This window comes from Burkholderia sp. M6-3, assembly GCF_050858985.1.
In the GTDB taxonomy this organism is placed as follows: Bacteria; Pseudomonadota; Gammaproteobacteria; order Burkholderiales; family Burkholderiaceae; genus Paraburkholderia; species Paraburkholderia caledonica.
Genome location: NZ_CP110090.1, coordinates 1405059 through 1429464 on the forward strand (window position 1 = coordinate 1405059; position 24406 = coordinate 1429464).

Annotated in this window: 21 protein-coding genes; 14 read left to right on the plus strand and 7 right to left on the minus strand. The window is 62.5% G+C overall.

Annotation, left to right across the window (positions count from 1 at the left end; translation table 11 throughout):
- Window positions 1-55 precede the first annotated feature (55 nt).
- A complete protein-coding gene (locus OH764_RS06070) occupies window positions 56-892 on the plus strand; it encodes a DeoR/GlpR family DNA-binding transcription regulator (RefSeq protein WP_498848380.1) in 837 nt (278 codons plus the stop codon).
- Between the two features lie 91 nt (window positions 893-983).
- Here the strand turns inward: OH764_RS06070 and OH764_RS06075 are convergent, their stop codons facing one another.
- Both OH764_RS06075 and OH764_RS06080 read right to left on the minus strand, forming a co-directional pair.
- On the minus strand, window positions 984-1391 hold the full coding sequence (locus OH764_RS06075; protein WP_498848381.1) for a hypothetical protein: 408 nt from the start codon (window positions 1389-1391) through the stop codon (window positions 984-986).
- A 104-nt stretch (window positions 1392-1495) separates the two neighbouring features.
- Entirely contained in the window at window positions 1496-2263 is a 768-nt protein-coding gene (locus tag OH764_RS06080; RefSeq protein WP_498848382.1) for a glycosyltransferase family 2 protein, read from the minus strand.
- Between the two features lie 924 nt (window positions 2264-3187).
- Between OH764_RS06080 and OH764_RS06085 the strand changes: the two genes are divergently transcribed.
- From OH764_RS06085 to OH764_RS06120, 8 genes are all read left to right on the plus strand, one after another.
- A complete protein-coding gene (locus OH764_RS06085) occupies window positions 3188-3949 on the plus strand; it encodes an enoyl-CoA hydratase/isomerase family protein (RefSeq protein ID WP_498848383.1) in 762 nt (253 codons plus the stop codon).
- Between the two features lie 97 nt (window positions 3950-4046).
- Window positions 4047-5108 (plus strand): ABC transporter substrate-binding protein, encoded by a 1062-nt coding sequence (locus tag OH764_RS06090; protein WP_498848384.1) that lies wholly within the window; start codon window positions 4047-4049, stop codon window positions 5106-5108.
- 10 nt (window positions 5109-5118) lie between these two features.
- The gene (locus tag OH764_RS06095; RefSeq protein WP_498848385.1) at window positions 5119-6198 is read left to right on the plus strand and encodes an ABC transporter ATP-binding protein; all 1080 of its coding nucleotides are present in this window, start codon (window positions 5119-5121) and stop codon (window positions 6196-6198) included.
- A 10-nt stretch (window positions 6199-6208) separates the two neighbouring features.
- Window positions 6209-7990 (plus strand): ABC transporter permease subunit, encoded by a 1782-nt coding sequence (locus OH764_RS06100; protein ID WP_498848386.1) that lies wholly within the window; start codon window positions 6209-6211, stop codon window positions 7988-7990.
- A 26-nt stretch (window positions 7991-8016) separates the two neighbouring features.
- A complete protein-coding gene (locus OH764_RS06105; protein ID WP_498848387.1) occupies window positions 8017-9558 on the plus strand; it encodes an acyl-CoA synthetase family protein in 1542 nt (513 codons plus the stop codon).
- A 70-nt stretch (window positions 9559-9628) separates the two neighbouring features.
- Window positions 9629-10471: an IclR family transcriptional regulator gene (locus OH764_RS06110; protein WP_110403091.1), complete on the plus strand. Its 843-nt coding sequence runs from the start codon at window positions 9629-9631 to the stop codon at window positions 10469-10471.
- Between the two features lie 118 nt (window positions 10472-10589).
- Window positions 10590-10856, plus strand: a complete 267-nt coding sequence (locus tag OH764_RS06115) for a hypothetical protein (protein ID WP_498848388.1) — start codon at window positions 10590-10592, stop codon at window positions 10854-10856.
- Between the two features lie 295 nt (window positions 10857-11151).
- Entirely contained in the window at window positions 11152-11625 is a 474-nt protein-coding gene (locus OH764_RS06120; protein ID WP_087752184.1) for a VOC family protein, read from the plus strand.
- Window positions 11626-11792: 167 nt separating this feature from the next.
- Here the strand turns inward: OH764_RS06120 and OH764_RS06125 are convergent, their stop codons facing one another.
- The gene (locus tag OH764_RS06125) at window positions 11793-12704 is read right to left on the minus strand and encodes an AraC family transcriptional regulator (RefSeq protein ID WP_498848389.1); all 912 of its coding nucleotides are present in this window, start codon (window positions 12702-12704) and stop codon (window positions 11793-11795) included.
- A gap of 163 nt (window positions 12705-12867) precedes the next feature.
- Between OH764_RS06125 and OH764_RS06130 the strand changes: the two genes are divergently transcribed.
- The 5 genes from OH764_RS06130 (at window position 12868) to OH764_RS06150 (ending at window position 18831) form a co-directional block, all read left to right on the plus strand.
- Window positions 12868-13701, plus strand: a complete 834-nt coding sequence (locus OH764_RS06130) for an oxidoreductase (RefSeq protein ID WP_498848390.1) — start codon at window positions 12868-12870, stop codon at window positions 13699-13701.
- A gap of 155 nt (window positions 13702-13856) precedes the next feature.
- Entirely contained in the window at window positions 13857-14213 is a 357-nt protein-coding gene (locus OH764_RS06135; protein ID WP_498848391.1) for a hypothetical protein, read from the plus strand.
- Between the two features lie 163 nt (window positions 14214-14376).
- The gene (nirD, locus tag OH764_RS06140) at window positions 14377-14724 is read left to right on the plus strand and encodes a nitrite reductase small subunit NirD (protein WP_498848392.1); all 348 of its coding nucleotides are present in this window, start codon (window positions 14377-14379) and stop codon (window positions 14722-14724) included.
- Window positions 14721-15992, plus strand: coding sequence for an NAD(P)/FAD-dependent oxidoreductase (locus OH764_RS06145; protein WP_498848393.1), 1272 nt, complete (start codon window positions 14721-14723; stop codon window positions 15990-15992). Before nirD ends, OH764_RS06145 begins: the two co-directional genes overlap by 4 nt.
- Before the next feature lie 13 nt (window positions 15993-16005).
- Window positions 16006-18831: a nitrate reductase gene (locus OH764_RS06150; protein WP_498848394.1), complete on the plus strand. Its 2826-nt coding sequence runs from the start codon at window positions 16006-16008 to the stop codon at window positions 18829-18831.
- A gap of 331 nt (window positions 18832-19162) precedes the next feature.
- Here the strand turns inward: OH764_RS06150 and OH764_RS06155 are convergent, their stop codons facing one another.
- The 4 genes from OH764_RS06155 to OH764_RS06170 all read right to left on the minus strand — a co-directional run bounded on the left by OH764_RS06155 (window position 19163) and on the right by OH764_RS06170 (window position 24253).
- Complete coding sequence (locus OH764_RS06155; RefSeq protein ID WP_498848395.1) at window positions 19163-20710, minus strand: UxaA family hydrolase; 1548 nt, start codon at window positions 20708-20710, stop codon at window positions 19163-19165.
- Window positions 20711-20715: 5 nt separating this feature from the next.
- Window positions 20716-22002 (minus strand): MFS transporter, encoded by a 1287-nt coding sequence (locus tag OH764_RS06160; RefSeq protein ID WP_498848396.1) that lies wholly within the window; start codon window positions 22000-22002, stop codon window positions 20716-20718.
- Window positions 22003-22092: 90 nt separating this feature from the next.
- On the minus strand, window positions 22093-23226 hold the full coding sequence (locus tag OH764_RS06165) for a mannitol dehydrogenase family protein (RefSeq protein ID WP_498848397.1): 1134 nt from the start codon (window positions 23224-23226) through the stop codon (window positions 22093-22095).
- A 16-nt stretch (window positions 23227-23242) separates the two neighbouring features.
- Window positions 23243-24253: a zinc-binding alcohol dehydrogenase family protein gene (locus OH764_RS06170; protein WP_498848398.1), complete on the minus strand. Its 1011-nt coding sequence runs from the start codon at window positions 24251-24253 to the stop codon at window positions 23243-23245.
- Between the last annotated feature and the right edge of the window lie 153 nt (window positions 24254-24406).

Here is a 24406-nt window from a genome sequence, read left to right on the forward strand (position 1 = left end):
ATGGTGCGGCGGCCGTGGTGTAAGATCGGCAGCCTCTTTACTGCAGATGACAGCCATGAAAGCGTCTGAGCGCCATCGCGCGATTCTCGATCTCGTTGTGACCGGCGACGCCAACGTCGAACAGCTCAGCGCCGCGCTCGGCGTATCCGAGGCAACGGTCCGGCGCGATCTCACGACGCTTGCGAACCAGCGCCGCCTCGTGCGCACCTATGGCGGCGCGACCGCGCTGATCGGCTCGCATGAGCCGGAGGCGTCGCTGGAGGAACGCAAGGCGACGCAGCGCGAGCAGAAGGAAGCGATTGCGCGGGCGGCTGCCGCGCATGTGCACGACGGCGATACGGTGCTGCTCGACGGCGGCACGACTTGCGCCGCGCTCGCGCGGCATCTCGGCTCGCGCGTCGATCTTCACGTGGTGACCAATAATCTGCTTGCCGTGATGACGCTCGCGAACGCTCCGGGTGTGCATCTGACGCTGATCGGCGGCGATCTGCGCAGTTCGAGCATGAGCACGCTCGGGCCGCTTGCCGAACTTTCGCTGAGCCGTCTGAGCGTCGACAAGGCTTTTCTCGGCGCGGATGGCGTGGTCGCCGAATTCGGGCTGTGCGAAGCCAGCGCGCAGCAAGCGTATCTGAAGGACTGCATCATCCGGCGCGCGGCGCAGGTTCTCGTGCTTGCCGACGCCGACAAACTCGGCCGCTCGCGGCAACAACACTGGACTCCTCTCGAACGCGACTGGCGGCTCATTACGTCGAGCGTCGCGGACGAGGCGCTTCTCGCGCCGTTCAGGGCGCTGGAACGCGTCGTCGTGGAAACAGCGGATATGGATAGCTCGCCGCTTGCGGCGGCGCCCAGCGAAGCCGCGCTTCGACGTACGGCCGCTGCTTCGGACTGAAGTACGAATCGCAGTGACGCATGTCGCGCATGGCGTGTGTAGAACAACGACCAGGCATCGCGCGAATCGCCAGGTAGCCTGGGCTACGGCTTCATTCGCCGAGTCGTGCGGATTGGCCCCGGTCTCCGCTTTGTTCACGCGGCTTGTCGGCGCCCGTACTGGGCGGCGTCGAGCCGGCGCAAGCTTCGAGCGCGACGACTGCCCGTTTCGCAAGCTCGACCGTTTCCTCGCATGCGGCCACGTCTCGGAGCATGCTGCAACGGCTTCCCCAGCCGAGCTTCGACAACACGGAGCGCAGCTTCGCGAGCGCCGCTGCCGGCGAACCGTTGTCCGAAATGAGCAAGGCCATGTCGAATGCGCTGCCGCCCGGCGTCGTGATCACTGTCGGACAGCTCGACGCCGCGCCCGCAGTGGAAACGGCGAGAGCCAAAGTCAGCCCGACAGTGCCCGTGCGCAAGCCGCCGGGAACGTCGAAATACGTATTCATCGATACGATCATACGAAACTCCCGGTCGGCAGGTGGGCGATCCTGGGCAGATCGCAAGGTTCAGTGTGGGCGGCGGCTTTTCATTCTGCTCTCACGCGCCGATAGAAAAAAGCACCTCAACGATTTGCATTGAGTTGCACGAGCGCTTTGCGGTACTTTCGTCGCGTATAGGACGAAGCGTAAAGCGCAAGAGTTAGACCGATGCGACCGTCGCGGACATTGCCTTTGCGGATGTACCACTTCAGGAATGCGCCCAAAGGGCTGAACCAGCTTTTGAGCCACAGGACGCGAGCCGGGTCTCTTCTATCCAGCAGGTCGGTTGCGGCGAGGTCCGTGTACAGATCGAGCTTGCTCTTCATCTCGCTCGCGGTCTCAAACGTACGATGAACGACCGGCGATTCGATACGCCCACAGTTCTCATAGCCGGTCAGCGTTTCGTGAACGCTATGGTCGGTGAAACGCAGCGTGGCGCGCCGATAGATGCGGATCGGATAGTCCGGCGACGAGATCGGCATCAGCGCGTGAATGACCTTGCCCATGACGACCCAGTCGCGCCTGACGGCATACGCTTCGTGATCGAAACCGCGGGCTTTCAGGGTGAGTACTTCGTCGATTAACGCGTCGCTCGCAATTTCGTCGCTATCGAAAAACATCACGGTTTCGTGCAGGCAAAGCCCGTTGGCGAACTGCCGTTGCGCGCGAAAATTGTCGAACGGCCGATGCACGATTCGTGCGCCGTGTTCGGCCGCAATCGACAGCGTCGCGTCGGTGCTGCCGCTGTCCACGACCAGCAGGTCATCCGCGACCCGCTTCGCGGCCGCCAGAACCTTGTCCAGATAACGCTCGCTGTTGTATGTGAGAACGTAGACGGATAGTGGAGTCAAATTGAACCTGAAGTAATGGGTTGGACCGGCTGGCGTTTTACCATCCGGTGCGAGCACGTTGGTTGTCGCGCCGAATCAATTTCGTGCCGAACATGGAATCGTTCGCAGTCTTGCGAGCGAACTGGAAGCCGAAGACGCCACGCGGGAACCGTCCTGCACGTTCGCACAGCGTGGCCTGGTGACGAAGCGATACACGCGCATCGCAGTGACTGCGCGAATAGGGGGTGCAGCGTTCGATCGGGGGATGATTTTACATTGTTGCGCGGACGTCCACCGGCGTTTGCTTCCATCGCCTGCCATGTATGGGGCGACCCGTCCTGCGCTTCGCGTTGTTTTTTCGCGACTTGACGAATGTCCGGTTGCGCCGACACGCACGTGCTACAAGCCTTCTGGCGCACTCAGCGCATGCTGTCATACAAAACACCCGATGTTCATGCCCCGCAAACGTCGCTACGATTCATCAGGCGTCAGCGTTCCCAAACGTTCGGCGTGTGTGTTTGTTTGCCGCAGCTTGTCTGCGGCTTTTTTCTGCGCGTCGGTTTTGTCCTCGATGCAGTCCTTTGTTGTTCCATCGCTCCGCGATCTGCAATCTGTCGTGACCGTTTCCACCGGCGCAACGCCGTTGGGTGTCAGCGCCGCCGTTCCGCCTTTCCCTCTGAAGAACCAAGCTTGACCGCGCACTTCGACGCGATTACGTCAGATCGGCTAACTAACTATTAAGCACGCTCGAACCCCGCAGAGGGGTGCGCTAGAGAGCGTCGCCGGCCTTCTTTCTTCCCGCGATGAACCTCAAATCTCCGCTGGCCGGACCTCGGCACCTCAACGGCCGGACGCCCCTGTCGTCTCTCTGGTAAACCCGCTTGCACCTTATTTTTGGTGCGCCTATATTGCATTACACCATCAACTATTGCGATGCGATAACAAATGAGCAATGACGTGCTGTTCTCGAATCACGGCCGCGTCGCGGTCATCACTCTCAATCGTCCTGAGCGTTTAAACGCGTGGACCACGCCGATGCGCGAAATCATCATCGAGGCGTTGGAGCGCTTCAACAACGACCCCGATGTCGCCGCGATCATCATGACGGGGGCGGGCAACCGGGCTTTCTCCGCAGGCCAGGACCTGTCGGAAGCACATGATTTCGACGGCGAACGCGCGGTGGCGTGGGTCAAGGAATGGCAGCGCTACTACACGGCGCTGCGCAGCCTTGCGAAGCCGCTCGTCATGGCGCTGAACGGCACAGCCGCGGGCTCGGCGTTCCAGGTGGCGCTGCTCGGCGATATTCGCGTCGCACATGCAGGCGTGCGCATGGGGCAGCCGGAAATCAATGCGGGCATTGCCAGCACGACCGGCCCCTGGATCATGAACTCGATGCTCGGCATGTCGCGCACCATCGAGCTCACGCTGACGGGCCGTCTGATGGACGCGGACGAGTGTCATCGCATCGGCCTCATCCATCATCTGGTCGACGAAGACAAGGTGTTCGACAAGGCGCTGGAAATCGCCACTGAACTCGCCGCGAAGCCGCCCGTCGCGATGCGTCTGGACAAGCAGCGTTTTCGTGAGATGACAGAGCCGGGGTTCGTCGACTGTATCGAAGCGGGGGAGCGCATTCAGCGCGAAGCGTACGACTCGGGCGAACCCGCTCGCATGATGGAAGAGTTCTTCCGTAAGCGCGGAAAGTAGCCGGCCGCGAGCGAGGCCGAATGTGGTGGCCTAGCCGGCAGAATCGAGTCAAAGTCGCACCGTTCCAATCTCAACCCATGTGCGGGAGACCTGAACAATGACGCAAGACTTCAACGCAACGCGCCGTCGCATTCTGCATGGCGCGGGCGCGCTTGCCGTGGCGAGCGCGATGCCGCTCGCCGCGCGAGCCCAATCGAAGCAGATCGTGGTGTCGGACCCGGGCGGCCCCTATACGACCGCATATCGCGAAGCGTTCTACGACCCGTTCGAGAAAGCAACCGGTATCAAGGTCGTGAGCGTCGCGCGTGAATCGCAGCCCGTCGCGCAATTCGCGGCGATGGTTCAGACGAAGAACTATGTGTGGGACGTCACCACGCTCACGTTGTCGGCCGATATTCCGTACCTTGAATCGAAAGGTCTGCTTGAACCCATCGGCCTGAAGGCGAGCGACTATCCGGATATCATGCCCGACGCGATCACGCCGAACTGGCTCGGCGTCGACGTGTATTCGACGGTGCTCGCGTATCGCGCGGACAAGTTCAAGGATAACGGCCCGAAATCGTGGGCGGACTTCTGGGACGTAAAGAAATTCCCCGGCCGCCGCTGCCTGCGGCGCAGTCCGCTCGACACGCTCGAACAGGCGCTGCTTGCCGACGGCGTGCCGCTCGACAAACTCTATCCGCTCGACGTGGACCGCGCCTTCCGGAGCCTCGACAAGATCAAGCCGCACGTCAACATCTGGTGGACCTCGGGCGCGCAAGCGATGCAGGCCATCCAGAGCGGCGACGTCGACATGATCTCGACGTGGAACGGCCGCGCGCAAGCTGCGAAGGACGGCGGCGCGCCGGTCACGATCGTATGGAACCAGGGCCTTTACTCGATTGAAGGGTGGGGCATTCCGAAGGGCACGCCGCGTGCGGACGCGGCAAAGCAGTTCGTGCGTTTTTGCGCCGACGCGAAGCGTCAGGCGCTGCTCACACGCACGCTCGCCTACGGTCCGACCAACAAGAAAGCGTTCGAGACGATCTCCAAAGACCGCGCGACGTTGTTGCCCACTGCGCCTGACAACATTCGCGATATGCGGCTGCCGAGTCCCCAATGGTGGGAAGCGAACCGTCAGAAAGTCACCGAGCGGTTCAATTCGTGGATCATTTCGTAAGGACCGCATCATGAGTTCGAAGCTCGAGGCGATCGGCATTGCAAAGCGCTACGGCGATGCGGTCGCGCTGGAACCGACGGACCTCGCCGTGCAAGCCGGCGAGTTCCTGACGCTGCTCGGTCCGTCGGGCTCGGGCAAGACCACGCTGTTGCAGATGATCTCGGGCCTCGTCGCCCCGAGCGCGGGCCGTATCGAGATCGACGGGCGCGACGTCACGCATGTCGAGCCCGGCAAGCGCGGCATCGGCATGGTGTTTCAGAGCTACGCGCTCTTTCCGCACATGAGCGTGTGGGACAACGTCGCCTATGGGTTGCGCATGCGACGCAAGCCGCGCGACGAAGTGCGCGGGGCCGTCGACGACGCGCTCGCGATGGTTCGCATGACCGAATACGCCAAGCGCTTTCCGAAGGAATTGTCGGGCGGGCAACAGCAGCGGATCGCGCTCGCGCGCTGTTTTGCGTACCGGCCTTCGGTGATCCTGCTCGACGAGCCGCTCGGCGCGCTCGACAAGAAACTGCGCGAGCATATGCAGTCGGAGATTCGCCGCTTGCATAAGGAACTCGGCGCAACGTTCGTGTATGTCACGCACGATCAGGACGAAGCCCTCACGCTGTCCGACCGCATCTGCCTGATGAATCAGGCGCGCATCGAGCAGGTGGGCACGCCCTCCGATCTGTACGACCGTCCCGCGACGCGCTTCGCGGCCGGCTTCATCGGTCATTCAAACCTGCTCGAAGGCGCGCTCGACGACACCCGCGGCGCGAGCGGCGAGGCGATTCTGCTAGCGGCGGGCGGCCGCATTCCTCTGCCAATGAACGCAATGAGCGCATCCGTTGCATCCGGCGCGGCCGGCACCCGCCACACGCTGCTGGTCCGCCCGGAGGCGCCGCGCCTTGTCGAACCCGAACGCGGCTTTGTCGACGGCACGATTGCGGACATCGTGTTCTTCGGCAGCGATACACGTGTGCAACTCGCGATGAACGACGGCAGCGAACTCACCGTGCGCTGCGAGCGCAGCCTCTCGCCGCGCGTCGGCGACAAGGTCGGCCTCGTGTGGGACCCGTATCGCACGACGCTTCTGCAGGCCTGAGAGGAACACGATGACCATCGCTCTTCACGCGCACCGCGAGAACGAAGCCTCGCGCCGCGGCCGCTCCGTCTGGCTCGCGCGCTGCATGCGCTTTTTGCCGATCGTGCCGACGCTTGTGTTCCTGCTGGTGTTCTTCATCGTGCCAGTCGGCGAAATTCTGCAAGGCGGACTCGTCAGTGCCGAAGGGCAGGTCGGCTTCGCGCAGTTCGAGCGCATTGCACGCACGCCGGTCTACGCGAAGGTGTTGTGGATCACCTTCGCCATTTCGTTCATGACGGCGGCGTTATCCATTCTGCTCGGCTATCCCGTCGCCTACATGCTGAGCCGCCTGTCTGAGCGAGCACGGGAACGCTGGCTGTTGTGGATCATGCTGCCGTTCTGGACCAGTTATCTGGTGAAGACTTACGCATGGATGTTGCTGCTTTCGAAGACCGGTGTGCTGTCGACCATTGCGTTATCGCTCGGTCTCGTGCGCGAAACGAGCGGCACGATTCCATCGCTCACCGGGGTGCTGATCGGCATGGTGCATTCGATGCTGCCGCTCGCCGTGATGACGATGCTGCCGGTCATGCGCGGCATCGACGATCGGCTCACCCAAGCCGCCGAAACGCTCGGCGCCGAACGCAGTACGAGCTTTTTCACGGTGTTTCTGCCGCTGTCCTCGCCGGGTGTCGCGGCGGCCGGTCTGCTCGTATTTATTTCGAGTCTCGGCTTCTTCATCGTGCCGGCGCTGCTCGGCTCGCCGAAGGAGACGATGATCGCGCAACTCGTGATCTCGTCGGTGCTGGAACTGTTCGACATGCGCTTTGCCGGCGCGCTGTCGACCGTGTTGCTGGTCTGCTCGATCGTGATTTTCATCGTGTACGACCGCATGGTGGGCCTCACGTCGCTCACCGGCGAAGTCGCGGAACGCCAACGCGGATCGCGTGCGCAAGGCATCAAACTCGCGCTTCTGATCGCGGCGGGGCGCGTGTTCGCTCCGTTCATGATGCGCCGCAAGACGCACGCCCAAGAGGGCGCGCGCGCGGTGAGCCCGCTCGGTTTCTATACGTGCGCGATCATGGTCGTGCTCGTCGTGCCGGTGCTTTCCGTGATTCCCTATGCGTTCACGAAGAGCGACTACATTTCTTTTCCGCCAAAGCTGTTCAGCGTGCGCTGGTTCGGCACGTTCATGGATTCGCCGGTGTGGCAAAGCGCAATCGTCCGCTCGTTCGAAGTGGGTCTCGGTACCGCGTTGCTGTCGCTGCTGCTCGGCTTCGGCGCCACACTCGCGATGACGCGCATGCCGCGCCGCGCGAGCAAGCCGATTTTCGCTCTGCTGGTCGCACCGCTGATCGTGCCGCGTATCGTGGTGGCTGTCGGCCTGCTTTATCTGTTCGGACGCTTCGGCCTCACAGGCACCAACCTCGGCCTCGTGATCGGCCATACGGTGCTCGCGATTCCCTATGTGGTCGTCACGCTCGCTGCCGGCTTCCAGCGCTTCGACTGGCGTCTTGACGACGCCGCGCGCGTGATGGGCGCGTCGCCATTGCGGCGCATTACGTCGATCGTGTTGCCGCTTCTCATGGCAAGCGTGACGGCCGCGTTCCTGTTCGCATTCCTCGTTTCGTTCGACGACCTCACGATTGCGATCTTCGTTTCCGGCGGCATCAACTCGACGCTGCCCAAGCAGATGTGGGACGACATCCAGCTCGCGATTACGCCGACACTAGCAGCCGTGTCGACAACACTCGTCATTCTGATCGCGCTCGTCGTCGCGGTTTCCTCCTGGCTCAAGCGCAAGACGCGCTGAGTCTTCGTATTTCGACCGGTTCACACATGCATCGTTATCCAGAATATTTCGCTCACCGGCACGCCAACGACGAACTCGACTGCGTACCGCTGCTCGCGGCGGGATTGCGCCGCGACCCCGCGCGCACCATCGTGCACTTCGAGGATCGCGCGATTTCGTGCGAAGACGCCGCGCGCCACGTCGTGCAATTGCAGCGCTGGTTTTCCGCGCAAGGTCTGAAGCAGGGCGACCGCGTCGCCGTGATGCTCGGCAACAGTCCCGAGCATATTCACCTGATCTACGCGCTGCATTTGAGCGGTCTGGTGTGGGTGCCCGTTAACACGAAGCTGCGTGCGGCCGGCCTCGAATATCTGCTGCAGCATGCAGAGCCCAAGCTCTTCGTCGTCGACGATGAATTCGACACGGTGACGGCGCAGCTCGACTGCGGCGCTGCGCGGCGCACGCATCTGCCGGCATTTGATGTTCACGACACGAGCACGGAATTCGCTACGCCGGCTATCGGCGTGCACGATCCGCTGTGCATCATCTATACGTCGGGTACGACCGGCGCCCCGAAAGGTGTCGTCTTCACGCACCGGATGATGCGTATCGCAAGCGAGGCGGCACTTCGCGTGGCGGACGTGCGCGACAGGGACAGGCTCTTTCTGTGGGAGCCGTTGTGCCACATCGGCGGCGCGCAGATGCTGTTGCTGCCGTTTCTTGCCAACGTGACGCTGCACGCCGTGCCGCGTTTCTCCGCGTCGCAGTTCTGGCCGCAGATCGAGCGCGCGGGCGCAACGCAACTCCATTATCTCGGCGGCGTGCTCGACATCCTGATGCAGTTGCCCGAGACGGAACAACCCGCAAAGCACACGTTGCGCGTCGCGTGGGGCGCGGGCGTGAGCGCATCATCGTGGGAGGGAATTCAGGCGCGGTTGAAGGTGTCGTTGCGCGAGTGCTACGGCATGACCGAATGTTCGAGTTTCGCCACGGCGAACGTGACGGGCAAGGCCGGTTCGATCGGCCGTGCGTTGCCCTGGATCGACATCGCATTGCTCGATGAAAATGGCCGTCCGGTGAGAGAGGGCGAGGCGGGCGAGATCGTGCTGACAAGCAAGGTAGAGGGCACGTTTTTGCCGGTGTATCTGAAGAATCCCGACGCAACCAAAGCCGCTTTGCGCAATGGCCGGCTTCATACCGGCGACCGCGCGCGCCGCGATGCCGACGGCGATCTGTTCTTTATCGGCCGGCAGACGGACAGCATGCGCGTGCGCGGCGAGAACGTGTCCGCCTGGGAAATCGAACGCATTTTTGCGGCGCATCCGGCGATCCGCGCGAGCGCGGCAATCGGTGTCGCCACTGCGATCGGCGAGCAGGACATCTTGCTCGACGTGCAGTTCAAGGACGAACCGGTGGAGTGGCCAGCGTTGCACGCGTGGGCGTGCGAGCGTCTCGCGAGTTTCCAGTTGCCGCGCTATTACCGCGCGGTGGCCGGCTTCGAGATGACGGCGAGCGAACGCGTGAAGAAACACCTGCTGTCCCGCGACACTGGCAACGCGTGGGACCGGCTCGCCACCGCAAAGCAGTAGCTATCGTATATAGATAGCGTTTTAGGGCTATGCGATAATTCTCCGTTCAAACCGGATACGAACTGACCTGATGAGCGACGAGCCCAAAGCCCCGCGCAAGCGCAAGACTTCTGCGGCAAAGCCGCCGGCCGAAGCCGTCGACCCGACCGCGTCTTCGCTTTACGTGCAGTCAGTAGAAAAGGCGATGAAGGTGCTCACCGCGTTCGACGGCAGCAAGCGCCAGTTGTCGCTCTCGGAAATCTCGTCGTTCACGGGTTTCGACATGAGCGCGACGCAGCGCTTCACTTATACGCTCGCCGCGCTCGGTTATCTCTTCAAGGACCCGGACAGTCGCAAGTACGAATTGTCGCCGCGGCTTCTCGACTTCACGTATCACTATCTCACGTCGAACGATCTCGTGAGCCGTGCGACGCCTTATCTGCAGCAACTCGGCTCCGAAACGGAAGAGGCAACCAACCTCACCGTGCTGGACGATACGGACATCGTGTTCGTGCTGCGGATCGTGAGCCGCAACGTGTTCAACGCACACGTCATCACGGGCTCGCGGCTGCCCGCCTATTGCACCGCTCCCGGCCTCGCCATTCTGGCGACGCTCGCCGACGGCGAGATTGACGACATTCTGTCACGCACGAATCTCGTGGCGTACACGGCATCTACCGTCTACCAGCCGCGCAAGATCAGGGAGCGGATCGCGCAGATCCGCAAGCAGGGCTACGCGCATACCGAAGACGAATACTTCGTGAGCGATATTTCGACGGCGGCTGCGATCACGAATGCACACGGGCGCGGCATCGGCGCGGTCAATATAGCGGTGGCCCGCTCGCGCTGGCAGGCGGATCGCGACGAAAAGCGCTTCGCCGATCTGGTCATTTCAACGGCCTCTGCAATTTCCACACGGCGGCGCGTCGAATAGCGGCGCTGCTCTTATTTCCCCTGGTTGTGCCGAGCGTTGCGCGCCGTAATCCGGTTCGCGGCACGCGCCATGCTGGATTCCTCGAAAACGGCGATCGCCGTGGAATCGGGAGACAGTCATGAGTATGGTGAAAGTGGCAGGTGTCGCGTTGGCGCTGTGCGTGAGCAGCACGGTCTATGCGCAACAAAGCGGTAACGCGCCGGCGAAAAGCGGCACGCAGAGCGGCACGCAAGCGCAGCCTGGACAGGCCGGGCGCACCGTCGACGAGCCCGCGGCAATGGGCGCGCCCGGCAACAAACCGGGAACGCTGATGGATAAGCGCGCAAACGCGTTGTCGCCGCAGGGAGCGTCCGGGACGGGCCGAACCGGTGAGGTCAAGCAGTAAAGGCTGCGAGAACGCCTCTTTCCGATTGCCACACGCGACGTGATCCAGGTGGATCGCGGCGCCGGCGCATTGTGTCTGGTAGTGCGCACGCACCGGGACGTATCGGAAGGATAGCGAAGCGCTTGATTGCCTATAATCGGCTCCGGTGGAGCGGCGGAGTCGATGCGTCATCCGGGGCGGCTCGCGAGCCGTATTTTTCTTCCCGGGGTGTCGATTTTGATGGTCTTCTTTCGTCGTCCCCATAGCGGCATGCGGCCCCGCCGCCCATCTGGCCGATACTGACAGGAGACGCTCAATGACGATTCAGAAGATCACCCCCTTTCTCTGGTATTCCACCGAAGCCGAGGAGGCTGCGGCCTTCTACACAAGCATCTTTCCGGACTCGCGCATAGTCCGCGTCACGCCGGTGCCGAGCGCCGGCTCGACTAAGGTCGTCGAGTTCGTTCTGTTCGGACAGCCGTTCATCGCCATGAGCTCCCCCGGCAACGAACCGTTCAACCATGCCGTTTCGCTCCTTGTGAATTGCGCCGATCAGGCGGAAGTCGACCGCTACTGGGACGCGCTTCTCGAAGGCGGCGGCTCGCCCGACGCATGCGGCTGGCTGAAAGACCGCTTCGGCGTGTCGTGGCAGATTGCGCCGGCCGATGTCATCGCCATGATGGCCGATCCGGATCCGGAAAAAGCGCGGCGCACCGCCGAGGCCATGATGAAAATGGTGAAGTTCGACGTCGCCGCGCTAAAGGCGGCGTACGCAGGCACTGCGGGCTAGCACGTGGCACCGCGTCGGGCGCGAGTCGGGGCGCGAACCGGGCGCGAAGCGAGCGGACCGAGTCGGGGCTCGCGACGTGCGGGCCCGTCCACGGTCCTGGCGGGCGCGTGTAGCCAGCGAACGCAATTCAAGTGGTTGCGCGTTGAACGATGGTGCGACCGTCGGCCTCAATGCGAAGAGACAAACTCCGAACCGGCGTGCGCGGGCGGAATGGCGAAACTCGCCCGCATGCGCCGCGCTTCTGCGGCGGGCGTGAGCCCGAAAAGCCGCTTGAACTCGCGATTGAACTGCGACGTGCTCGCATAACCGACCGCATTGCTTGCGGCCTCGGCCGTCATATCCTGTCGCAACATCAGCAAGCGGGCCTGGTGCAGGCGCGTCGACTTCACGTACTGCATCGGCGATGTACGCGTGATCGCCTTGAAATGCGTATGAAACGTGGGAACGCTCATGCCGGCTTCGCTCGCGAGTTCGGCGAGGTCGAGCGCGCCGGCGTAGTCGGAATGAATCCGGCGCAGCGCTTTGCCAATCTTGCCGAACTGCCCGTTCATGCCCAGCGCGGCGCGCATCACGCTGCCCTGCGCACCTGTGAGAACCCGAAAGTACAGCTCGCGCAATAACCCCGGGCCAAGAACCGCTGCATCGAGCGGGCGGTTCATCGCTTCCAGGAAGCGCAGCACCGAGTCTCGCAACGCCCCGTCCATTGGGCTCGACATCATGCTCTGCGGCGCTTGCGCATGGTTGGGCATTTCATGACGCTCGATCTGCGCCATCAGTTCCGCGGCCAGCTTGAAGTCGAGGTGCATGTAGATAGCGAGGAGCGGGTGCTCCGGCGTCGCGTCGGTCTCCATTGTGAAGGGCACAGGCACCGACACCGCGAGATAGTGCTGCTCGTCGTACACGTAAAGCTGATCGCCGAAATAGCCGCGCTTGCGTCCCTGGCAGACGATCACGATGCCGGGGTCGTACAGCACGGGCGTGGACGACAACGGCCGGTCGGAGCGCAGGATGCGAACGCCCGGCAAGGCCGTCAGGTTGTAGCCCTCCTGGGGCGCCAGTGCGCGCAGTAGGGCGGCCATTTTTTGCTGCTCCTCGCGAGCAGGTCGGCTGGCAGCGCGCGCCTCCAGGAGCGTTTTTTGGGTCGTCATAAGAATAGGCAAGAAAAATCGACGATTCGGCCTCAAACCGGCGGGTTGAAGAGAATAGTATGCACTTTCTGTTCAACTTGAGAAAGGAGGCATCATGGCATCGACCAAGACTTTGCTGATCACCGGCGTGAGCAGCGGCTTCGGCCGCGCGCTCGCTCAGGAAGCGCTTGCGGCGGGTCATCGTGTGATTGGCACGGTGCGCAGCGAAGCGTCGAGAAAAGAGTTCGAGGCGCTTGCGCCTGACAGCGCATGGGGCCGCGTGCTGGACGTGACCGACTTCGACGCCATCGACGGTGTCGTGGCTGAGGTGGAGGCCAGTGTCGGCCCAGTGGATGTCCTCGTGAACAATGCCGGCTATGGCCACGAAGGCGTCCTGGAGGAGTCGCCGCTCGGCGAAATGCGGCGACAGTTCGACGTGAACGTGTTCGGTGCAGTGGCAATAATCAAAGCAGTACTGCCGTACATGCGCAAACGCCGCCGCGGTCACATTCTCAACATCACGTCGATGGGCGGCTACATCACGATGCCGGGCATCGCCTATTACTGCGGCAGCAAATTTGCGCTCGAGGGCATTTCGGAAGCGCTCGGCAAGGAAGTGGAGCCGTTCGGTATCGCGGTGACTGCCGTGGCGCCGGGCTCGTTCCGCACCGATTGGGCAGGCCGCTCGATGGCGCGCACGCCGCGCTCTATCCCGGACTACGACGCCTTGTTCGATCCCGTGCGCAAGGCTCGCGAAGAGAAGAGCGGCAAGCAGACCGGCGACCCGGTCAAGGCTGCACGCGCCATGCTGGCCGCGATCTCTGCCGAGCGGCCACCCGCGCACCTGCTGTTGGGCAGCGATGCGCTCGGCCTCGTGCGCGCGAAACTGTCCGCATTGTCCGATGAAATCGCCGCGTGGGAATCCGTCACGCGGTCTACCGACGTCTGAACGTAGTGCTGAACGAGGAGGGTGATCGCCTTGAGCCTAACCAAAGGACCAAAGGATCAAAGGACCAAAGGCGGTCTCTCCTGGTTGCGCTTCATGGCAACACTGTCACACGCACGGCGACGCCCGGCAGACGCCCGGCGCTGTGCGCGTGGGCCATGCGCTTTAGCGGCGAACACAAGGCTCGCGAAGCGGCGCTCGGACAGCTCGCGCTCGCCGCCGCAATCCGGCAGAGCGTGGCCAGACAGCACATGCGTCTTGCGTGCGGCTCGTTGCACCTCGGCACGATGCGCTGCACGCAGACGGTGCTGCGTCGCACCATTGTTGCGCCTTCACGCCTCGCAATGCGTCTGCTCTGGTCGAGCGGTCCGGCGCGGCGACATGTGCGGTGGCTTACCGGGCGGGCGTTGCGCGCCGTGGCTGTGTTGCTGTTCTCCGATGGCATGGGCTTTGCATTAAGAAGGCAGCGGATCAATGACGATCCGGCCCGCACGCAGCAAGAAGTCCCTTCGTAGATTACTGGTTCGGACAACGGCGTCCCACGAATACAGTCGCTCTGGCGATTGCATCCGCGGGACGTTTTTTATTTGCTGTCCGGATTGTGTCGCGAACCGCATCGCGACCGAATGAAACCGTATGAACTGCTTGACAACTACCTACATGAGTGAGGAACCCAGCATGAGCAACGAACAGACTTCGGCTTCCTGGATGCCCGTATGCGCGCTCGATGACATCGTTCCGAATACGGGCGTCTGCGCGCTCGTCAACGGCGAGCAGGTAGCGGTATTTCACGTCGCGGACGGCGACGGCGGTGTGTTCGCAATCGACAATTTCGATCCAGGCTCGCGCGCGGCGGTACTTTCGCGCGGGCTGATCGGCAGCCTCGGCGAGCGCATCGTGGTCGCTTCGCCGATCTACAAGCATCACTTCGATCTGCGCACCGGCGAATGCCTCGAAGCACCCGAGAATTCGGTGAATGCGTATCCCGTGCGCGTCGAGAGCGGCAAGGTGTGGGTCGCGGCATGAAAGCGGAAATCGATGCGCGCTTGCCGGCGGACATAACGTTAGTAACGCCTTCGCGCCCGCGCCTCGTCGTGATCGGCAACGGCATGGCCGGCATGCGCACGGTAGAGGAACTGCTTAAGCTCGCGCCGGATCTCTACGACATCACCGTGTTCGGCGCGGAGCCATACGGCAACTACAACCGCATCATGCTTTCACCGGTGCTGGCGGGCGAGAAGAGCGTCGACGACATCATTCTCAATTCGCGTAGCTGGTATGAAGAAAACGGGATTCGTCTGCATGCCGGCGATCCTGTGATCGCAATCGACCGCACGCGACGCATCGTCCGCTCCAAAAATGGTGTTGAAGCGGGCTATGACCGGCTGCTGATCGCAACGGGATCGAAGCCCTTTCTGATTCCGGTGCCCGGTCACGATCTGCCGGGCGTGATCGCGTTCCGCGATATTCAGGATGTCGAAACGATGCTCGACGCGGCACGCAGTCATCGTCACGCGGTCGTGATCGGCGGAGGTTTGCTCGGTCTCGAAGCCGCGAACGGGCTCATGCGCCAGGGCATGTCGGTAACAGTCGTGCATGTCACGGACAGTCTGATGGACCGCCAGCTCGACCGAAGCGCGTCGGCCTTGTTGCAGCAGGCGCTGGAGCGCAAGGGTTTGCGTTTCCTGCTGAAGGCGAATACTGCGGAAATCGTCGGACCGGATCGCGTCACCGCAGTGCGTTTTGACGACGGAACGGAGGTGCCCGCGGATCTCGTGGTGATGACGGCCGGTGTGCGGCCGAACATCGACCTCGCGAAACAGGCGGGGCTGCATTGCGAGCGCGCGATCGTCGTCGACGACACGTTGCAGACCTACGATCCGCGCATCTACGCGGTCGGCGAATGTGTGCAGCATCGCACCGCGACGTTCGGCCTCGTCGCGCCGATCTGGGACCAGGCGCGCGTGTGCGGCGCACATCTCGCCGGAGCGGGTCATCGCCGTTACGTGCAACGTGCGACGGCGACGAAGCTGAAGGTCACCGGCGTCGAACTGTATTCAGCCGGCGATTTCATCGGCGGTCCGGACAGCGAAGACCTCGTGCTGCGCGATCCGCGCCGCGGCGTCTATAAGCGTCTGGTGATCGAAGATAACCGCGTGATCGGCGCGGTGCTATACGGCGACGTGAAAGAAGGCGCGTGGTATTTCGACCTGATCCAAAGCCGCACCGACATTTCTTCGCTGCGCAGCCATTTGCTGTTCGGCAAAACGCTCTGCGAAACGCAGGCCGCCTGACCTGGAAGACACCGTGAGTTTCCCTATCGCTATTTCGAGCGCGGCTGACGAAGGCCGTGACGCTGTCAGGACCACCTGCCCGTATTGCGGCGTCGGTTGCGGCGTGCGCGTGAGCGCGCGGCCGGACGGCGGACATGACATGGCAGGCGACGAACTGCATCCCGCAAACTTCGGACGCTTGTGCGTGAAAGGCTCGGCGCTCGGCGAAACGATCGGACTCGACGGACGGCTGCTTCATCCGAAGATGCGCGAGCCCGGGAGCGGCGTCTTGCGCGACGTGTCGTGGGACGATGCACTCGATGCGGTGGCCGGTGGCTTTCGCAAGGTCGTCGAAGAGCACGGGCCGGATGCTGTCGCGCTTTACGTATCGGGGCAGTTGCTGACAGAGGACTACTACGTCGCGAACAAGCTGATGAAGGGCTATGTCGGCAGCGCGAACATCGATACCAATTCGCGGTTGTGCATGTCGTCATCGGTTGCGGGACACAAGCGGGCTTTCGGCGAAGACATCGTGCCGGTCTGCTACGAAGATCTCGAACTGGCCGATCTCGTCGTGCTGGTGGGTTCGAACACGGCGTGGTGTCATCCGATCCTGTTCCAGCGGATCGTCAGGATCAAGGAAGCGCGGCCCGACATGAAGATCGTCGTGATCGATCCGCGCTACACCGCGACCTGCGAGATGGCCGATCTGCATCTGCCGCTCGGCGCGGGCACCGACGTGCGGCTCTTCAACGGCTTGCTTGGCTTTCTCGCGGAACACGGTGCGATAGATGCGAAGTTCGTCGATGCGCATACGACCGGGTTTGCCGACGCGTTAGCCGCCGCTTCAGCCAGTGATGTGAACGGTGATTCGAACGGCGCGGCAAGCCGCTTCGACCTCGCGCAATACGCGAAAGCATGCAAGCTCGATCCTCACGATCTGCTCGAGTTCTACCGCCTGTTCGCGCGGACCGAGCGCGTGGTGACCGTGTATTCGCAAGGCGTGAACCAGTCGAGCGCCGGCACTGACAAGGTTAATAGCATCATCAATTGCCATTTGCTGACGGGGCGCATCGGCAAGCCTGGAATGGGTCCGTTCTCGTTCACCGGACAGCCAAATGCAATGGGCGGGCGCGAGGTGGGCGGTCTCGCAAACACGCTCGCCGCGCATCTGGAACTCGACAACGCGAAGCATCGCGAAATCGTTCAGCAGTTCTGGGGCGCACCTGCGATCGCATCGCGGCCAGGACTCAAAGCGGTCGAACTGTTCGAGGCGATCGAGCAAGGCCGGATCAAGGCGGTCTGGATCATGGGTACCAATCCGGTCGTGAGCCTGCCCGACAGCGACCAGGCAAAACGCGCGCTCGCCCGCTGCGATCTCGTGGTCTGCTCCGACATTGTGGAGCGCACGGACACCAACGCATTCGCGCATGTTCTGCTGCCCGCACTCGGCTGGGGAGAGAAGGACGGCACCGTCACCAATTCCGAGCGCAGGATTTCGCGGCAGCGCGCATTTCTTCCCGCGCCGGGAGAAGCACGCGCGGACTGGAAGATCATCTGCGACGTGGCGCGGCGCATGGGCTATGCAGGTTTCGAGTTCGCGAGTCAGCAGGAGATTTTCGACGAGCATGCGCGGCTGAGTGCATGGCGTAACGGGAGCAGCGCGGGACGTGCAGACGCAAGCGTTGAAGACGGTGGCGTGCATCGCGCGTTCAATCTCGCGGGGCTAGTGGGTCTCGGCAGCGAGGGCTATGCCGGGTTGCAACCCGTGCAGTGGCCTGTTCGCGCGGACGACCACCCGGCCGCAACGGGCACCGTGCGTCTGTTCGACGATCGCCGCTTCAGCCACGCGGACGGCAAGGCGCGCTTCATTGCCACGCCGCCGCGCGCGCCGGCTAACGCGCCCGACGACGACTATCCGCTGACGCTGAACACGGGCCGCGTGCGCGATCAGTGGCACACCATGACCCGCACGGGCAAGTCGGAGAAACTCGCGGGCCATGTCACGGAGGCATTCGTCGACATGCATCCGCAGGACGCGCTGTTGTGCGGCGTGCGCGAAGGCGACCTTGCACGCGTATCGAGCCGCTGGGGTGCGATGGTCGCGCGCGTGCAATACGGCGGCGGCATGGCGCGCGGCAGCGTGTTCGTGCCGATTCACTGGAACGATCAGGTGGCTTCCGACGCGCGGGTGGGCGCCGTGGTCAATCCATCGGTCGATCCGTTGTCCGGCGAGCCCGAGTTTAAACACACGCCGGTGCGGGTCGACAAGTTTCACGTCGCGTGGCACGGCTTCTCGCTGAGCCGGCGCGCTCCGGCACTCGCCGGCGTCACGTACTGGACCCGCATTCACGGCGCGCAGTTCGTGCGCTATGAACTCGCGGGCCGCAATCCGCTCTCGGAGCAGGGCGATCGCGGCGCCTGGGCGCGGGCGCTGTTGGGCGTCGACGATCCACATGCCGACTGGCTCGAATACGAGGACCGCACCGCCGGTGTCTATCGCGCGGTTCATGTGGTTGACGACCGCATCGAGAACTGTGTTTTCCTGTCGGCGCGTCCCGACTTGCCGGCGCGCGAATGGCTTGCAAGTCTGTTTGCGAAGGACAAGCTCGACGAAGCCGACCGGATTGCCGTGCTAGCGGGTCAACCCATAGGCAAGGGCGCCGATACGGGGCCAACGGTCTGCTCGTGCTTTGGCGTGGGGCGCAATACGATCTGTACGGCGATTCGCGAGCAGGGCTTGAAGACCGCCGCGCAGATTACTGCGTGCCTGAAGGCCGGCGGCAACTGCGGTTCGTGTGTGCCGGAGTTGAAGAAGCTGCTGGTCGATACGGAACTGGCGCGCTTGAGTGCGGCTTGAATCGCCATTGCGCGTTACGCGTGACGCGAGACTGGCCACACTGCGTCACGGTGAGCTCGCCGCGAGTGCAATGCCTGATGAGGAATGTGTGCTGTGATGCTGAAAAAACTTCAAGCGATGCTTCGTGCAATCGAGGTGATCGGTGGATTCAACGACGACCGTAACGCCGGCGTCGTTGTGTCTCCCGGTTCCAACGGCGAAGCTGCCGACGGTGGCGCAGCGCAGCGGCATGCGGCGAATCCGCGGCCGGCGCGCTTGCGTGGCCCATGGCGCGCCGAGCGTTCGCGGCGGCGCAGGGCAGTGCAAGCGACAACGCGTGCCGCTGCTCTCTTCAGGTGATCACGCCCAATTGCCAAGGCACGAACTCGCTTTGCCCATAGCCGTTCACTTCGCTTTTTGATGGCACACCCGACGCGCATTCGAGCATCCGCGTGAATATAGCTTCCCCGAGTTCTTCGATCGAAGCGGACCCGTCTATCACGCCGCCGCAGTTAATGTCCATGTCGTCTTCCTGGCGTTCCCACAGCGCGGTATTCGTCGCCAGCTTCAACGAAGGCGAGGGCGCGCAACCGTAGGCCGAACCGCGCCCTGTCGTGAAGCAGATCAGGTTTGCACCCGCCGCGACCTGGCCCGTTGCGGACACCGGGTCGTAGCCGGGCGAATCCATGAAGACGAATCCCTTCGCGTCGATGCGCTCGGCGTACTGATACACGTCGACGAGATTTGTCGTTCCGCCCTTGGCCACCGCGCCGAGCGACTTCTCAAGTATCGTCGTCAGGCCGCCGACCTTGTTTCCCGCGGAGGGGTTGTTGTCGAGCGCCGCACCGTTTCTCGCGCAATACTCTTCCCACCACGCAATGCGTGCCAGCAACTTTTCGCCGACTGCGCGACTGACGGCGCGCCGCGTGAGCAGATGTTCCGCGCCGTACACTTCCGGCGTCTCCGAGAGAATCGCCGTGCCGCCGTGCTGCACCAGACGATCGACCGCTGCACCCAGCGCCGGATTGGCGGAAATGCCGGAATATCCGTCGGAGCCGCCGCATTGCAGACCGACGATCAAATGCGATGCCGGCAACGGCTCGCGCTTTACACGGTTAGCATCGGCGAGCATCTCGTTGACCATCGCGATGCCGCGCTCGATCGTCTTCTTCGATCCGCCGGAATCCTGAATCGTAAAGCTGCGCAACTGTTCCGTGTCCTTCAATCCGGCAGACTCGAGCACGCCTGCAATCTGGTTCGTCTCGCAGCCAAGCCCGACGAACAGCACCGAGTGGAAGTTCGGATGAACCGCATATCCGGCAAGCGTGCGGCGCAGAACCGCAAGCCCTTCGCCGAGTGTGTCGATGCCGCAGCCTAGCCCGTGCGTCAATGCGACGACGCCGTCGACATTCGGATAGTCGGCGAGCGCGTGCGGATTCACGTCGCGCCGGAAGTGATCGGCGATGGCACGCGCGACGGTGGCCGAACAGTTCACACTCGTCAATACGCCGATGTAGTTGCGCGTTGCAACTCGTCCATCGGCGCGACGAATCCCCATGAAGGTCGCGGGTTCGGCGGCGTATTGCGTTGCATGTACCGCCACGCCGAACTCGTGAGCGCGCGAAAACTCGGCCATGCCGAGATTCTGGACGTGGACGTGCTGGCCACGCTGGATCGGCTGCGTTGCCACTCCGATGATCTGGTTGTAGCGTTTGACCGGCTCGCCTGCAGCGATAGCGCGTGTCGCGATCTTGTGACCCGGCGGAATCAGTCCGGCAATGACGAGATCTTCCGACGCGATGCGCGCGCCCGACACCAACTGCCGGGTTGCGATCACGACGTCGTCGTTTGCGTGCAGGCGAATGACTGCAGGATCGAATTGCGTTGATTGACTGGACATGATGTTCATACCGTTGAATGAGCGTGGCTGCGTTCGGCGTCGTATGCATCGCCTTCGACGGGCAACGGCTCGATTTTTTTCACAATGACAAGGTAGCTGAATGCGCCAAGTACGCAGAAGCCTCCCGCCACGCACAGTGGAATCGTGAACGAGCCGTGCGTCAACGAAACCATCAGGCCGGTGAACGTGGTGATCACAATGCCGGCGCAGTTAGACGCGAAATTCTGGATGCCGCCGATAGAGGCGACGTGGTCGGGCGTAGGAGCGACGTCGGCGGGCAGCGACCAGATGCTCGCAGCGGCAAAAGCGAGGCTTCCATAAGCAATGCCGAAAAAGGCGAGCATCAGGTAGATGTTCGTCGTGAATGCGCATAGCGTGATGACCGACGACAGCAGCATACCGGCGACCATGCAGGTCTTGCGTGCCTTGGTGAGGCTCCAGCCGCGGCGATACAGCGCGTCGGATACGAAGCCGCCGAGCCAGCCGCTAGGAATCGCCATCAACGCTGGAATCATGCCGAGCGTGCCGAGCGACTTCAGCGAAAAGCCGCGCGTCTGGACGAGATAGCTGGGAAACCAGGTAATGAAGAAGTAAATGACGAAGTTCAGACAGAAGAAGCCGAGCATCATGCCCCACAGCGTGCGATGCCTGAAGAGCGAGAGCCACGGAACCTTCCGCCCGGGAACTGCGGTTTGCGGGGCATCTTCATCGGACTCGCCGGTCAGATCGCCGCGCGAAGGATTCCGGTAGACCAGAAACCATCCGAGAACCCACACGAAGCCGACTACGCCCGTGATGACGAACGACGCTTCCCAGCCGAGCCCACTGATGATGAGCGCCACCACTGGAATGGACAGTGCGGACCCGACCCGCGATCCGCTGTCGAAGATGCTTGTGGCGAGCGCGCGTTGTGCGGGCTTGAACCATTGACTCACGAGCTTCGCGCACGAAGGATAGGCGCCGGCTTCGCCGATGCCTAGCAGCAGACGGCAACCGAACATGGCGCCGACGCTGGTCGCTGCCGCGGTCAGCGCGGTGAACAGTGACCACCAGCCCACCGCGAGCGGCAACGCGATGCGCGCACCAATGCGGTCGACGAACCAGCCGAACGGCATCTGCATCAACGCGTAAGTCCAGAAGAAGCCGCTCAGGATAAGACCCATTTGAGCGGGACCGATATCCAGAGCTTTCTGGATGGCGGGCGCCGCCACGGCCATGTTCGCGCGGTCGATGTAGTTGATCGCGATCGCAAGAAAGCACAGCAGTATCACTATCCAACGCATGTTGCGCATATTTGTCTCCTTTACTTCTTCATGACGGCCTCTTGCGTGGAGCCGGGCCGCCTGTTTTGATCAAGACCGATGACGAACGATTATGAACGACTATGCACCGGCTAGTGCAGCCTTGAGATGCTTTTGCTCGACCCGCACGCCGAGTTCGCTGGCGAGTTCGACAACAGGTTTGAGTCGACGCTGTTTCTTTTCCTGGTGGTTGTTGGCGATATCGGCGAGCCGGTGCGCCAGAAACGGATTGCTGAAGCGGTCTCGCACATCGTCGAGATACTTCGCGGCAATCTCACGCTGACCCAGTGCTTCGAACACAGGAAGCACCTCGTCGTTCCATGTCGATTCGAGCGTTGCGCGCCACGATTCGTTTTGCATACCGTCGAGGACGGTGGTGGCCGGATCGCCTTGCGAATCGAGCCAGCACTGCGCCAGCATCGTATGACCGAGGTTCAGCAGGAAAAGCTTCAGGCGTTCGTAGTGCGCCAGATCGCCGGTCACCACGATGCTTTCGTGACGGCAGGGCAAGACCATGCCTTCCTGCTGTTCGATCGCCCATAAAGCGTACGGCTCGGCCACGGCGCCGACGGGCTCGATGGCTTCGGAGACGATCCGGTCGACGAGCGAATTGACCCAGATGCAATCGTTCGTCAGATAGCGCAGAAAGTCAGCGTCCATCTGCCAGCCGCGCGCGACCGAAAGCACCAGATCTCGTAACACGTCGCCATTTCGCGAAACCAGTTCGCACGGCAGCAGCGTGATTGCCTTGCCGCCCGCGCGATAGCGTTCGTGCAACAGAACGGCCAGCTTCGCCGCGAAGCCGCGTGGCGCTGTGCGGCCGTCAAGCACCGAGGCGGTGTCTTCGGCAAAGAGCGCATAGCCGTTGTCCGCAGTATTCGAAACGATCACTTTCACTTCGTCGCGAATGCATTCGAGCAACATCGGCCAGTCGTCGTCGGCATGCAGCGCTTGTGCAACGCTGTCGCATTCGATGGTCAGATCGACGGTTTCCTTGCGATGCAAGCCGCGAATGCGGACAGGGTAGCGCGCGTTTGCGCGGATCGCGTCGATGCGCGCGCGACTTTGCGTGCTCGCAGTGGTCTGCACCATCGCGACCTTTCCGAGCGCGTCATCCGGATTGCGACGCGCGGCTTCGCAGACGAACAGATCGACGTGCGCCTGCAAGAATCGGCTGGTCCCGAACTGAAGGATTGGACAGGGCGTGTTGGTCATGCGCGGTTTCCGTTCGTTAGCATTCGACGATCGCTTTCACGACGCCTGCTGACGGATCGAGCAGCTTCGAGAAATCGGCGGGAAGAGACGACAACTGCAACCGGTGCGTGTTCAAAGCGGCGTCGGGGATTTTGCCCGCACGCATCGCATCGAGAACCGTGTCGAAGTCTTCGAGCGTCGCGTTGCGGCTTCCCAGCAGCGTTGCTTCGCGCTTATGGAACTCCGGATCCGAAAACGATATGACGTCCTTCACGACGGAGATCAGCACATATTTTCCGCCGTGTGCGATGAATTCGAAGCCGCGGCGCATGGCGTCCGGATTGCCGGTCGCATCGAACACCACATCGAAGAACTCGCCGTCCGTCAGCTCGCTCAGCGCTTGAATGTCGCCGTTACCGACGGTGACCGACGCTGCCACGCCTAGCTTCGCGGAACAGAACTTCAAGCGGTCGGCTCTCGAGTCGAGCGCGGTGACCGTTGCGCCGCGAAGGCCCGCAAAGATCATCGCAGCCATGCCGATGGGTCCCGCGCCGACGACCAGCACGCGCTGGCCGGCGCTGACGTCCGCGCGTCGGACAGCGTGCGCGCCAATGGCGAGGAATTCGACCATCGCGGCCTGATCGAGCGTAACGCCTTCCGCTTTGCGAACGAATTGAGCGGGTACGCTCAGATATTCGGTCATTGCGCCGTCACGATGCACGCCGAGTACTTTGATGTTCACGCAACAATTGGTCTTGCCGTTGCGGCAGGCAATGCATGTGCCGCAGGACAGATAAGGCATGACGTAGACCGCATCGCCGGCAGCGAGGCCGGACTCCGCGTCGGCGGCCTCGACAGTGGCCGACAGTTCGTGGCCCATCACGCGTGGGTACTCGAGGTACGGTTGATTGCCCGTGAAGATGTGCATGTCGGTTCCGCAGACACCGACGCGCCTGACCCGCAGCAATACTTCGCCCGGCCCACGTTCGGGAATCGAGCGCGTTTCGGATCGAAGAGTGCCGGGCTTCTCGCAGACAACTGTAAGCATGACTAAATGACCTATGTGGGCTTTTTTATCGAAAAGTTGGAGCAGGACGGAAACATCGTGTGCGAGGGCGCGGATGGCTGCCCTGACAGCGGCGCCGTTGCCGCGTGATGCCATCGAAGCCGGAACCGAAGCTGAACTAGCCTTGCATTCGCT